Below are 12,890 nucleotides of genomic sequence, written 5' to 3'. Positions count from 1 at the left end.
GTGCTGCATTGGACAATTCGCAGGGCGCAGGTCTCAGACTTAAAACTCGTCCCGACCTCATCTGTTAGCAGATTTCCTGTTTGCTCAGTCATTGACTATGATCATAACGATTACCTTGTAGCAACCTACGGAAAAGGCTTCTGGCTGATGAATAAAAGAACTTATTCGTTTAAACCACACCAGGTTATCAATGCGGCTATCAAAACTGAATTTAGTTATGGATGCAAACGATTATCCGATGGAAGAATACTTCTTCAAACCAATATCAGTCCATTTATTTTTGATCAGAAAAGTCAACAGATCATCTATTTCAACCAGGCTTATGTCCGCTCAGACAATGTTTTTAGTGCCTATGAAGATCAATCGGGCCATTTGTGGCTGGGGACAGGCCTGGGACTTAAAATTTTTGACCGTAACCTGAAACTGGTCCATTCTTATTTTAGTAATACTGATGAAGAAAACACTATTTGCAGCAATGTAATTCTGGATATCAAACCAGGTCAATGGGTCAACCTTTTATCTTGCTACCATGGGAGCCGGCCTGTGTTCTTACGATACTACCACCAGGATCTTCAGCTCTATACCACTGGCAACCTCACCAGTAAATGTGTATGGAATACTCTTCCCTGACAGGGATCATCTGTTGCTTACCTCTAATGGACTTTGCCTGCTGAATAGAAAATCCTTGAAATCTACTCTGATAAACCGTTCCAATGTACTGCCATTCAATGATTTCAACCAGATGGCGTTTTATATGGATGATGAGGTAGTAATGGTCGCGGGGGAGAAAGGCATGCTTACATTCTATCGAAAAGATATTCCTGAAATATTCCATTCAAAGCAAAAAATTTCTGTCCTGTCAGGATTTCACAGCATTTCTTCCATAGTAGTACCGGCAGGCAATCAATCGCTTGATCTCACAGTATTACTTAGTGCGGGACTTCCTCATTTAAAACCGGTTTTTGAATATCAGTTAGAAGGAGTAGATGAAAACTATCATCGAACTTCAAAAGCCCTGAATAAAATCATTTACAATTATTTACCTCCCGGGAAATACGCCTTGAATATCAGGTTGATCGATGAAACAGGCTACCTGAATGCAGATAATATCAGTATCTCCGTAGTAGTAAAGCCAAAGGTCTGGCAGACTACCTGGTTTAGAATATTTGCAGGGCTTCTGGTAATTGCAGCCATCTTCTTCATTGTCAGGTATTTCTCCTATATCAGGCTTCGCTGGAAGTTACAAAAGCTAGATGCTGAAAGAAAGGTCGCACAGGAAAGGACGAGGATCTCAAGGGAATTACATGATAACCTTGGCAGCCAGCTCACATACCTGATTTCAGGACTGGAAGCAACCGAAATGCTGATTGAATTTGACAAACTTGATCAGCTACCCTCCAACCTCGATAAACTGCAACAAGCAGCCAGGGAGAGCATGCAACAGCTTCGTGATTCCATCTGGGCACTGGCACCTGGCTCCATGACCAGCAGCAGCCTGGCTGTTCAGTTCGAAAAGTGGTTTTTCCGTATCATGGAAAGTAAACCTGGGATTAAATGCATGTTTTTGAATCATCTCGATTCCACACTTCAAATTGACCCTATCATAGGACTAAATCTTTTCCGTATTATGCAGGAATCTGTTCATAACACCCTGAAACATGCCAAAGCAGGAATTCTTAAGGTAGTTATAGAGGAAAATGAGGAATATATACGCATTGTCATTGAGGACGATGGAAGAGGCATTCAGACAGATTCAACTGAAGGGCATGGACTTCTTTCCATGAGACAAAGGGCGGCAGATATACATGCTGATCTGAAGATCAGTGGAAATCATCCGAAAGGTACAATTGTAGAGATGATGATTGCAAAAAATAGGCTGAATGGCTGATATATATTTTCATCAACTGAGCTAAACTTGCCATGAAAACAGGAATACCTATGAAGATCGGGATCGTGGATGATAATATCCGCCTGGCAAGACAGCTGATGCAGAAACTCCAGCTGGTTGACAATATCAGCCTGCTGTTTCATGAGGACCGTGGAAGGAAGGCAATTGACTGGCTGAAGAATAATCATCAGCATCCTGACATCATCCTGATGGATATCGAGATGCCAGATATGGATGGAATAGAAACAACCTTCAGGATCAGGCAGTCGTATCCGCATATCAAGGTGATCATGCTCACTGTATTCGAAACTGAAGACAATATCTTCAATGCCATCAAAGCCGGGGCTACCGGATATCTGCTCAAGGATGAAAAACTGGGCAAGATGCTTGCTTCTTTCGAAGAGGTTATGGAAGGCGGAGCCCCCATGTCGGCGCTCATTGCTTCAAAATCACTGAAAATGATGGTATCGGGGTATAAACCGGAAGCAAAAGCTGTCATAAGTCCAGAGTCAGATGAACAGTTAACCAGGAGGGAAATAGAAATCCTTGAACAACTTGTGCAGGGCTCCAGGAACCAGGACATCGCTGAGAAGCTTTTCATCAGTCCTTCCACAGTGAAAAAACACATTGAAAATATCTACCTCAAGCTTCAACTTAAATCCAGGGTAGAGCTTGTGAACTGGTATAATAAGGTCTGAAAGCTCCGGATTTTTGGTTCGATGACTTTGAGAAAGCTGGCAGTCTGGGCCGTTGGCTCACTTGATTCTTCAGCGACATTTCCTCTATAGAACATTTTGTTCTGAAATAAAACAGCCCCATTAACAGGGGCTGCTTTGTTAAAAAGTATAGTATTTCAGATTCTGCTATTCATTATATCTGAGTCCATGGATTGAATAGGAAAAATAATAGCTGTTCACACCCCAGCTTTTTTCTAAAGTGATATAAATATATGGAAACTCCCTAAGTTCTTCTTTTGCTTTGGAAAAGTCTGATTTTTCGCTGAGGGTAACTGCTTTCGGATAAATAAGATATCCAAACACCAGGTTTGAGTATTCTTCAGTGATATTATACGATTCACTTAAGGCAAGTTCTTGCAGGCATGATTGATAAATACTATTAACTGATTGACTAAACTGGGCCTTCAATGGTTCGTACACTTCTTCCAGACTACTTTCACCAGCACTGGTGGCATTGGATCGAAGATGCATTTCCCATTCGGTATAGGTGTGTCCGGGATACCTGGCTGATTGCTGGGCCTCAGCTTTTCCGATCCAGCCGCTTTTCAATCCATAGGGTTCAACGAACGTTGGATTTATATCAGTATTTCTAACCAACGAATCCGGAATACCCGGCCGGAAGGATGGAAAACCCTGGGCACTTTCGTTAAACGAGTTGATGAATATTTCGCAGTAATTGACCTGAGCCTTGATCGACAAGGCCCATATCAGCCCAATAAAAAGTGCAATGCCTCTTTTCATAAATCTTAGGATATTGAGATGAATTCAATTTTCTTTTTCCTGGGAGAGGCAAATTTGATTTCTACCCAGTATTTTGTTGCATAAAATTTAATGTAATCTTCCGTTTCCTTAGCAGAAGGAAATTTTTCCTTGATCTCCCTGACCGACATTCCGAAATCAAGGCCAAATGGCAATTCCCCCCTGAAGGAACCATAAGCGCTATTATTCTGAAATGTAATCCTTTGAATCCAGGTATCCGGGCAATAAAAAGTAAGTCCCTTCCCTGCTTTTACTCCCGGCATATCGTCCTTCATATCATAAGCTTTAATCAGTTGTTTCACCTGCTCGGATTCCATAGTTAGTCCTAAACAAGGTGCAATGTTGTCTCCATCTCTAAGATCCTGGGCGTCCAGGGAAAAACTTACGAGAAACAATAGCACAAGTGCCGTGCTTTTAAAAATGTTATTCATGGTTTTCATTTTAGTCGTTATACATCAGAAAATGAATGATGATTGAAATAACAGTACCTTTTTTTATTAGCTGTAGAATCATTACCGTCATTCTCATCAGAAGGATCTGTATTTTTTTCGCAGGCCGCTAAAAAGAAGGCAACAAAAAGCAAAAAGGACATAGGGAAGAATAGTTTTCTGATCATGTTGTAAAGCATTAAGGAGCTGATTATTGAAAGAGGGAACAAATATTATTTGTATTTGAATGGCTTCCAATCACCTTTAATCCACATATTTAATTCATAGTTTGCCCCCAAAGCCAGTTTATTCACAAGTTTTCCAATCCCCTCGAAGCGGTAAACCTTACTGGTTTTGTTTTCCATTGAGAGAACCACATTCATGGCAGCTTCTTTCTCACCTCCCAGTTTCTTAGCTGAATAAACCACATAGTCGTTATACCCGGTAGCAGGGTTAACAGCCACATATCGCTTATCAGGATCCTTTGGTGTAGGATTTTTCCCATACATGGCATAATTCATCGATTGTACAGAAATAGTCCCTTTATCATCAATTCCCATTTCGATTTTTATAATGAGCACAGCATCAAGTCCTAATTCTTCTGCTTTGGGACCAATAGCTTTTACAAATCCGGGAACCGTAAAGTTTTCGGCATAAAAGAAATTCTGCCCTTCAGGGACAGCAATGGTATTGGCAGCACTTTCACCGCTAAACACCTTCGCACTTGCTTTCTCTTCGTAGTTGAAAGAATTATAGGCCTGACGAATCGCATCTGATGTAATAAATTCTTCCGGTGTTAGAAGTTCTGACCCAAAATACTTAAAGTTCTCTTTTAGTTCTGGCAAAGCTTCCTCATAAATGAAACCAGCCATTGCCCGAGTATTATCGATTGAAATTGAAGCACTTTTTGTTGTAGTCACGGTATATGAAATATCAGGACCACCATACTTCTTTACTTTCGCATCAAAAAAGCCAGGATCAAATACAATAAATGAAAGAAGCCCCACTCTTTTTGGAAAAACCTTCATTGATGGAGGCCAGGTGAACATCCCATGACCGTCGTCGAAGCCCTGGTTCTGGTACATCATTGGTTTGCTGTATTTCCAGAAATCATCATCAGGCAGCGCCAGGAATTTTTCGATGGTCATAGCCTTATCGAAAGCTTTAACCAATTTAGGATCTGTTTCCTGGGCATTGGAAGAAAAATATAATATGGCTACCAGGAAAGTTAACAGGAAGGATGTAGTTTTCATTGTCAGGGTTTTGGTTTATTATTTTGTATTTACCAAATTGTTACCCGACAAAATTAGATTCCTACATATGTTTGACCATTAGCCGTTCGGCGTATTTTATTTCAATTACGGAAGAATGAAAAATTAATCTTTTAATAATTAAAATATTAAGGAAGGATCAAGGCAAAAAATAACGTAGAGACAAGGCAAACAATAACGTAGAGACAAGGCAAAAAATAACGTAGAGACAAGGCAAGCCTTGTCTCTACGTTAATCACAATTAAATTTTCGCAAAAGGATTATTTCACCAATCCCGGATAAACCTTCAATGCTTCACCCAAACAAATCACGGCATTTGCAAGGTCTTCCTTCTTTAATACGTAAGCGATACGAACTTCATCCTTACCTAGTCCGGGTGTCGCATAAAAACCTGAGGCTGGAGCCAGCATCACGGTTTGGTTGTTATAGCTGAAATCCTCGAGCAGCCACTGGCAGAAGGTATCACTATCATCAATCGGAAGGCGGACGATGGCATAGAAAGCACCTTTTGGTTTAGGAGCGAAAACGCCCGGAATTTTATTCAGAGCCTCAATCACGAAATCGCGGCGATGGATATATTCATCATAGACTTCCCTGAAATATTCGGCGCCTGTTTTTAATGAGGCCTCCCCTACTACTTGTCCGAGTGAGGGTGGGCTCAGCCTTGCCTGGGCATATTTCAGTGCTGATTGGAGAATACCTGTATTACGGGTTACAAGTGCACCAATTCGTACGCCACATTCGCTATATCTTTTTGAAACTGAATCCATCATGATGGCATGTTGTTCCAGACCTTCCAGTTTCATCACTGAAAAATGCTCATTCCCACCATAGCAGAACTCTCTATATACCTCATCTGCAAAAAGATATAAATCATGTTTCAATACAAGGTCGCGCAATTGTTCCAATTCCTGACGGCTATAAAGGTAACCGGTGGGATTATTAGGATTGCATACCATGATTGCCTTGGTTCTTGGTGTGATCACTTTCTCGAACTCACTAATAGGAGGCAAAGCAAATCCATCCTCAATCTTAGCTGTGATGGGTTTTACCACCACATTGGCAGTTAAGGCAAATGCATTATAATTAGTATAGAAAGGTTCAGGGATAATAATTTCATCCCCTGGGTTCATGCAGGAAAACAAGGCAAAAAGAATTGCCTCTGAACCACCGGTAGTAATTAGTATTTGTTCATGGTCAACGGTAATGCCAATTTTACCATAACTTTCAGCCAATGCCCTGCGATAAGATTCATTCCCAGCCGAATGGCTATATTCGATTACTTTCCCATCATAATTCCGGATTGCATCGAGTGCAACTTCAGGAGTACGGATATCAGGCTGTCCAATATTAAGATGATAAACTTTAACCCCTCTTTTTTTTGCTGATTCTGCATAAGGAACCAATTTACGAATCGGAGAAGCCGGCATTTGTTGGCCACGTAATGAGATGGTAGGCATGATAAATAATTTTGAGTTGGTTGGAAAAACAGGGCAAAAGTAAGGATTTCACAACAGGTGGGTAAAGACTTTTAAAAATATATTCCTCAGATAAATATATCTTTAAAGCAATAGCTATAAAATGAGAAAGTATTGCAGAACCAGGCCTGCCGGCAGGTGAAGGTCCCTGACAATTCTTCACAGACAGAGGAAATAACTGAAATGATGGATACAGTACTGAACTAGTCAGGTTTGAAGAGAAGTATATTAATAAAATGAAAAAGCCCGGAATGACGTACATCCGGGCCTAAAAGTGAGGGGAAATAAATATTATTTAGCTATGGGAGCAGCACCTTCATTTTTAACAGGCATACTGGCACCATCTACTTTTTCAACAACAGTCCCAATAATATGCAGCTGAACAGAAGTATTTGAAGCATTTGATGTTACTGTAACAGTTTTATTAATGGGTCCAACACGGTTTGTATCATATTTTACCTTGATAACATTTGATTTTCCTTTGAGGATGGGTTCCCTGGGCCACTCAGGAACTGTGCAACCACATGATGAAGTTACATTTGACAGTATGAGAGGTTCAACTCCTGTATTTTTAAATTTGAACTCACATACACCATCACCACCTTTAACAACTGTACCATAATCATGGGTTGTTTTTTCAAAATTGATGGTTGGGGCATTTTTATTCACTGCAGGAACCGGGGTTGCATTTTGAGCGGCTAATGCCATTACAACCAAACTGATCATTAGGGTAAACAGAACTCTTTTCATTGTGTAGGAAATTATAGAGATTAAACTTTAAAATATGCTTTTTGTTCGTTCGGTTCGAAAACCGGCTGAATATTCTCAATTTTCGTGCCAGAATTTCCTTGATTAAAGGAAAATCAAAGGTACTTTTTTTTAACAAAAGTAGTTCAATTTTATAAATTTGTAAAAAATCAATCCAATGAATAAATCAATATCTTTCTTCCTCCTGGTCCTGGCATCAGTCTTAATGCTCAGTTCTTGCTGCGTGTGTCATAAATCATCAAAAAATGCTGCGACCATGTCAAAACTCCCTGCCCCACAAGTAATTATTTACCAAACCAGGGCTGATTACTCACAACTGGTTCCAATCATACTGTCAGCCGACAAAAAGTCAGTTGTTTCCTACCCTGATATCAGGGATGTTTATACCAATGGTGCACTGGCTTACCCAACTCAGTTGAAGAACGGATATTTTCTTGATAACCGGGGCATTACCCCGGATGTTGCATTTATTAAGCTGAAATATGAGGAATATGCTGCCTTACCTAAAACTCCTTTAGCCGATGAACTGCTTAAAATGGTTGTGGATGCTGATCCCATCAAGAAAATGTATGCCTGTGGACTGCGTAACAGCTTCAGCAACCTTACCGAGGAGCTTAATGCCCGGATTGAAGCAGGGGATTTTAAGGGGTTTACTACACTTAAATAGGTGTGCTGGTGCTGGGTGCTGGTGCTGAGGGTGCTGAGTGCTGAGGGGTGCTGGGTACTGAGTGCCCCAATGTGGAACCTTTGGCTTTTGGTGCTGAGTGCTGGGTGCCGAGTGCTGAGTGCTGAGAACTTCTGAATAAGGTGGGATTAAGCTTTGTTGATGAGATTCCGATTGGGGCAGTATTTACGGTTCAAGTCCAAAGTCCAAAATCCATCCGCCAGTTGGCGACCAAGTTCCCAGATCCCCTGCTTAAAGGGGGTGTCTTCCGGATTGTTTTATCACTCTGTAAATCCCCTTTCGGCTCCGCTAATGAGGACAGGAATCCCTGGTCTTCTTATCAAATTGAAAGGCTACTCTTCGGGTCATCTCCTAATCCCCTCATCTCCTAATCTCCTCATCCCCTCATCTCCTAATCTCCACATCTCCTCATCTCCTCATCTCCTCATCTCCATCTCCTAATCTCCTCATCTCCCTCATCTCCTCATCTCCTCATCTCCTAATCTCCTCATCCTCATCTCCTAATCTCCACATCTCCTAATCTCCAATCTCCTAATCTCCTAATCTCCTAATCTCCATCTCCTCATCTCCTAATCTCAACATCTTCTAATCTCTATCAAACCGAATCGATTCCAGGGATTTAATGGCTCTGTCGGAGAAGAAATCGGCGGCAGGAAAGAGTTTGAAATAACCGCCATCTTCATCTTTGGCTGAGTTGAAAAGAAGTACTTCTGCCTGGTCATTTCGGTTCATTACCTCACTGTAAGTATACACAGCATGATAGCCATCCTTGCCGGTCATGACAAAAATTCCTGTTTTAAGGCTTTCCACATCTTTTGCAAAATATTTAGCCAGCACATCTTTTAATAAGACCCCTTCAAAAGGTGTAGTTCCATGAATCCCGGTTCCCCGGCCATAAAATACGGAAGGAAAAATCATTGAGGATAAACCTGGTAAATTCGTAACAGTTTCTTTGATCGCTTTTCCATCGAGGATAGAAAAGGAATCTGCATACATGGGTTTCATCCCTTTCTTAATGGTAAATTCCCCTTCATATGACCGCACAGTAATTTTTGTAGGGTTCGAAATATTGCGATGAGTTAAAAGGTCGGAAGCAACTACTAATTTTGATTCTACAGGCAAAGGCCACAACTCCTTGGTTTTGGAAGGAACAATTCTGGCTACTTGAGTGGCAATAAGAATTTCATGACGATGGATAGGATAATAAATCTCACCCCAGCTTAGAACCACCTTATCACCCTTATCATTCTCCACTTCCACATACAGGTCGATGATGGGTGGAAATGCTGCTTCATTCTTTTTCTTCAATACTACCTGGTTAAGCAGATCATATAAGGAATAACCATCGAAACGGTAGGCCCCTGTAAACTGGTCGGTTGTTTCATGTAGTACGGCTTCTTTGACCACAACTGAACGAAGTTGTAATGCGGACACATCCACAATTCCCGGATTAGAAATTTCTCCGCCAATAGTGATGGTTCCCAGTGGTAGCAGGTTAGTTTCGGCATCATCATAAAAATCGTTGGTCTGGGCATTCAGGAGGAATGGTACCAGCATCAACATTAAAACACTAATTTTCTTCAGCATATGGATCAGAGTTTAAAGGATATTTCAGCTGTAATAAAGCGGCCGGGACAGACAGCATATTTACTGTCGTAGTATTTGGTATTAAAAGCATTCTGGATAAAAAGAGACGCTTTGAATTTGCCCAGGAATTCTTTCCAGACCTTGATATCAAATGTTGAATAGGCAGGATATTGACTTATAAGAAGCACCTCATCAACAGTATTATGGTCATTCACATACATTGCACCATTGTAATGATATAACAGGCTCAGATTAATAAATGGATGATTCCAGGTGGCACCTGCCGAAATGATATGCTCAGGAACATCTGTGAAGTATTTACCGGCCAGGTCGATTGTATCATTTTGATCGATTCTTCTGTATTCCAGAATTCGTGACTTTGAATAGCAATAATTGGCAAAAAGCTGGAGTTGGGAATTCACTTCAAGACGAATTTCAGTCTCAGCGCCTGCCATTTCAACATCAGAAATATTAGCACGTATAAAAATCGGCCTCTCACCAAAGTCCATATCAATGGTCTGCCCGTTTGAAACATAATATTGGAAATCCTTGCCCTTGGAATAGAACAGAGAAGCATTCCATTGTAACCGATTGAAAGGTTTCCAGTCGGCTCCTAATTCAAAATTATCAAGATACTCCGGCTGAAGGGCTGGATTTGCAATCTTAAATCCTCCTTTTATCCTTCCCGACCTGCAAAGATCATCCAGGACTGAAGGCCTGAATCCTCGTGAATACATGGCATAAACCCGGCCTTTTTCCTTCAGTTTATATTGCAGTGATAAGCGAGGACTGAGTGCGCCCCAGCTTTGTTCGGGCATATCCGGCACTTCATACTCATTCATAAAGGAGGTTTCGGGGCTGGGGTTCTCAATCCTGAATGACCCGTCGTAAAAGGTAGCCCTGTCATACCGGATACCTGCAATCATCCGGAAACGGCCATCCATCAAGCTTATCTCATCCTGCGCATAGACTGCAAAAGTATGCATCCTGCCTTCGTTAAAGACAATATCTGTCGAGGTGAAATATTTATCGTAAGCATCCACAGAGCCATTTTTGTAGTCGAAACCTGCGGTCAATAGATTTGACTTTCCGGCTTTTTGTGAGACAGTTGATATCCATCCAAAGTCTCTTCTTACTGAGAGCACATCATACCAGGTATAGTCATCTTTCAGGTATTCATTAACCTTCTTGTAATTCTCGGTAAGACTGAATAAAGAGGAATTCATATTCATGTTGCCGATTTTTCCTTTGTAATTAAGGGTAAGGCCATAGGAATCATGATCGGTAACGTTTCCATCTTCCAGATGCACTTTCTCGCCTGTTCCGCGATGATCGTTGTAATAGTTAATCACAGCCTCAATTCGATGTTTTTCTCCCAGTTTAAGTCCAGTGCGGGCATTTATCCCGAATTCCATCAGGTTTGATTTAATAATGTAAGGATTGGCTAATCTGTCGGCTTCAGATTGTGTGATGTATCCATCACTCTGACGATAAAAGGTACTCACTCCCCAATACATCTTATTGGCAGGACTTTTCAGGGCTTTATTTCCGCCGGCCATAACCTTAGCACCCATGGTATTGAAGGTGCCAAATTCAAGTGAAGCCCGTGTGTACAATTTTTCAGCAGGAGGTTGTGTAATAATATTGATTACTCCACCCATTGCATTACCACCATACAATGCTGATCCGGCACCTTTAGTGATTTCTACTTTGCGTACCATTTCCATATCAATCATATTCCAATCCACAGTGCCCCCATCCGATTTATTAATAGGAATACCATCCAGTAGTACCATCACCCTGCCCTGTTCTTTACCACTCAATCCACGCATGGTAACAATGGCTTTAGTGCTAAAAACCCCAAAAGGCCTGCTCCAATTGACACCAGGTGCATATTTGAGTATTTCATCCACTGTCCTGACAGGTGAATTGGCGATAAATTTCGGGCTGATCAAATTGACCCTGACGGGAGTTTCAAGAATGGAATTGTCGGTCCTTGTAGCAGTAACCACTAGCTCATCCATCAATATTTGTGAAGGTCTGAGCTTAATAATCAATATCTTACCATATGATTCAGTTTTTACAAGAGTATCCAGGGAGGTAAATCCCAGGCAACTGATCGTAATTCTAACTGCTGAACCTCTCAATCCGCACAGTTCAAAAATCCCTTGAGAATCACTGGCTGTTCCAGAGGATTCTGAAAACCTGATGTGTGCTGAAGAAACAGCCAATCCTGTTTCAGCATGAATAACCCGGCCTTTGAGACAAGAAGCAGTTTGTGTAATAGCTGGAATACCTGATAGCAGACAGGATACCAGGAAAAAAGTCTTGACTAACTTCAATTGCATCATATCAGGAAGGTTATTTCTGAACTTTAATTGATAATTCCATAGAACCATCGGCTGACTGATCTGCGCGGATTACTTTGATCATGCCATACTTCCCTGATTGGGTCTTGAAAGGAACCACTTTGCCAGTATAGCAATACTTACAATTCCCACTCACTTTTTCCGGTTTGAATCCTGAAACGAGCAGGCTGTCATTTTCGGCTGCGTCAAATTGTTGAAAAGAGATCAGGTTATTGTCGGAAGTCACATAATCGTAAACTGTTGACGATTTAACGGGCCAGGTTCCGATTTCGGGATAATAAGCTATGGAAGCTGTATATCCCGGGCAGGTAAATGAAGGGGAAGGCAAACCTGAAGTAACATAATAATAACCCAGCCAATCGATTTCAGCTTCATGTCCCAAAATATTTGCTGAATTATAGCTGACCCCGTTTTCAAGGTCAAGATATTGATCATATTGGCTGTTATCCTGCAATCCAACAGTAATAGAAGGTATATATATAATTTCACCGTATGAACTGCCGCTATCCTTGAAAACATTAAAACTCACAGAAACTGTGTCGCGATCGGCATTCATTACCAGTATTTTCCATCTCTCGAAAGAGTTTGTATCCTTGGAGAAAATATAATCTTCATCAAATCCTTCATTTCCCACATAAATGCCTTTGTCGAGCTGGGTAAAAGTTCCAGATGGGGTTGATTTTTCAATCCGGATATAGGTTAAAGGGGATCCTCCACCAGAAGCCTGGATTCCAATCCTTATTTTCCCTCCCATTGGGACATAGGCCCCATTTGCAGTATATGCCACACCAGTTTTAAGGAACAGGGTAGATTTTCCAGGGCTATCCTCCTGGCTGCAGGAAAAAAAGGACAATGAAAGAATAGTGAGGAATGAAAAAAGCCACAAGGTGAAAACTCCACCTTGCGGCCTCTTCATATTC

General features: G+C 41.2%; 13 protein-coding genes. 4 read left to right on the top strand and 9 right to left on the bottom strand.

Going from position 1 to position 12,890, the window contains the following annotated elements:
* From IPH84_00690 to IPH84_00680, 3 genes are read left to right on the top strand one after another with little or no spacing between them, the layout of a single operon-like run.
* A complete protein-coding gene (locus IPH84_00690) occupies positions 1-630 on the top strand; it encodes a hypothetical protein (GenBank protein MBK7171756.1) in 630 nt (209 codons plus the stop codon).
* Positions 530-1,888 (top strand): hypothetical protein, encoded by a 1,359-nt coding sequence (locus IPH84_00685; GenBank protein MBK7171755.1) that lies wholly within the window; start codon positions 530-532, stop codon positions 1,886-1,888. Before IPH84_00690 ends, IPH84_00685 begins: the two co-directional genes overlap by 101 nt.
* A gap of 50 nt (positions 1,889-1,938) precedes the next feature.
* Positions 1,939-2,586 (top strand): response regulator transcription factor, encoded by a 648-nt coding sequence (locus IPH84_00680; protein MBK7171754.1) that lies wholly within the window; start codon positions 1,939-1,941, stop codon positions 2,584-2,586.
* Between the two features lie 165 nt (positions 2,587-2,751).
* On the opposite strand, the gene IPH84_00675 is transcribed toward IPH84_00680, so the two are convergent.
* The 6 genes from IPH84_00675 to IPH84_00650 all read right to left on the bottom strand — a co-directional run bounded on the left by IPH84_00675 (position 2,752) and on the right by IPH84_00650 (position 7,311).
* A complete protein-coding gene (locus IPH84_00675; protein MBK7171753.1) occupies positions 2,752-3,366 on the bottom strand; it encodes a hypothetical protein in 615 nt (204 codons plus the stop codon).
* 5 nt (positions 3,367-3,371) lie between these two features.
* Positions 3,372-3,815, bottom strand: coding sequence for a hypothetical protein (locus IPH84_00670; GenBank protein MBK7171752.1), 444 nt, complete (start codon positions 3,813-3,815; stop codon positions 3,372-3,374).
* A gap of 17 nt (positions 3,816-3,832) precedes the next feature.
* Complete coding sequence (locus IPH84_00665; protein ID MBK7171751.1) at positions 3,833-4,000, bottom strand: hypothetical protein; 168 nt, start codon at positions 3,998-4,000, stop codon at positions 3,833-3,835.
* A gap of 45 nt (positions 4,001-4,045) precedes the next feature.
* Complete coding sequence (locus IPH84_00660; GenBank protein MBK7171750.1) at positions 4,046-5,065, bottom strand: hypothetical protein; 1,020 nt, start codon at positions 5,063-5,065, stop codon at positions 4,046-4,048.
* A gap of 278 nt (positions 5,066-5,343) precedes the next feature.
* A complete protein-coding gene (locus tag IPH84_00655; protein MBK7171749.1) occupies positions 5,344-6,543 on the bottom strand; it encodes a pyridoxal phosphate-dependent aminotransferase in 1,200 nt (399 codons plus the stop codon).
* A gap of 309 nt (positions 6,544-6,852) precedes the next feature.
* Entirely contained in the window at positions 6,853-7,311 is a 459-nt protein-coding gene (locus tag IPH84_00650; GenBank protein ID MBK7171748.1) for a DUF1573 domain-containing protein, read from the bottom strand.
* Positions 7,312-7,585: 274 nt separating this feature from the next.
* Here IPH84_00650 and IPH84_00645 point away from each other — a divergent pair, with 274 nt between their 5' ends.
* Positions 7,586-7,996, top strand: coding sequence for a hypothetical protein (locus IPH84_00645; GenBank protein ID MBK7171747.1), 411 nt, complete (start codon positions 7,586-7,588; stop codon positions 7,994-7,996).
* Positions 7,997-8,599: 603 nt separating this feature from the next.
* Here the strand turns inward: IPH84_00645 and IPH84_00640 are convergent.
* The 3 genes from IPH84_00640 to IPH84_00630 are packed head-to-tail and all read right to left on the bottom strand — an operon-like array spanning position 8,600 to position 12,886.
* On the bottom strand, positions 8,600-9,601 hold the full coding sequence (locus IPH84_00640) for a hypothetical protein (GenBank protein MBK7171746.1): 1,002 nt from the start codon (positions 9,599-9,601) through the stop codon (positions 8,600-8,602).
* A gap of 5 nt (positions 9,602-9,606) precedes the next feature.
* Complete coding sequence (locus IPH84_00635) at positions 9,607-11,943, bottom strand: TonB-dependent receptor (GenBank protein MBK7171745.1); 2,337 nt, start codon at positions 11,941-11,943, stop codon at positions 9,607-9,609.
* A gap of 19 nt (positions 11,944-11,962) precedes the next feature.
* On the bottom strand, positions 11,963-12,886 hold the full coding sequence (locus IPH84_00630; protein MBK7171744.1) for a hypothetical protein: 924 nt from the start codon (positions 12,884-12,886) through the stop codon (positions 11,963-11,965).
* Between the last annotated feature and the right edge of the window lie 4 nt (positions 12,887-12,890).

The sequence above is a fragment of the Bacteroidales bacterium genome (assembly GCA_016707785.1).
In the GTDB taxonomy this organism is placed as follows: domain Bacteria; phylum Bacteroidota; class Bacteroidia; order Bacteroidales; family UBA4417; genus UBA4417.
Note: the sequence above shows the minus strand (reverse complement) of the source record. Positions and strands in the feature narration are given on the sequence as shown.

Coding starts and splice junctions, on each gene's coding strand:
- IPH84_00630 (MBK7171744.1), bottom strand. CDS start 12,886: ATGAAGAGGCCGCAAGGTGGAGTTTTCACCTTGTGGCTTTTTTCATTC.
- IPH84_00680 (MBK7171754.1), top strand. CDS start 1,939: ATGAAGATCGGGATCGTGGATGATAATATCCGCCTGGCAAGACAGCTG.
- IPH84_00645 (MBK7171747.1), top strand. CDS start 7,586: ATGTCAAAACTCCCTGCCCCACAAGTAATTATTTACCAAACCAGGGCT.
- IPH84_00640 (MBK7171746.1), bottom strand. CDS start 9,601: ATGCTGAAGAAAATTAGTGTTTTAATGTTGATGCTGGTACCATTCCTC.
- IPH84_00675 (MBK7171753.1), bottom strand. CDS start 3,366: ATGAAAAGAGGCATTGCACTTTTTATTGGGCTGATATGGGCCTTGTCG.
- IPH84_00660 (MBK7171750.1), bottom strand. CDS start 5,065: ATGAAAACTACATCCTTCCTGTTAACTTTCCTGGTAGCCATATTATAT.
- IPH84_00650 (MBK7171748.1), bottom strand. CDS start 7,311: ATGAAAAGAGTTCTGTTTACCCTAATGATCAGTTTGGTTGTAATGGCA.
- IPH84_00655 (MBK7171749.1), bottom strand. CDS start 6,543: ATGCCTACCATCTCATTACGTGGCCAACAAATGCCGGCTTCTCCGATT.
- IPH84_00665 (MBK7171751.1), bottom strand. CDS start 4,000: ATGATCAGAAAACTATTCTTCCCTATGTCCTTTTTGCTTTTTGTTGCC.
- IPH84_00685 (MBK7171755.1), top strand. CDS start 530: ATGGGAGCCGGCCTGTGTTCTTACGATACTACCACCAGGATCTTCAGC.
- IPH84_00670 (MBK7171752.1), bottom strand. CDS start 3,815: ATGAATAACATTTTTAAAAGCACGGCACTTGTGCTATTGTTTCTCGTA.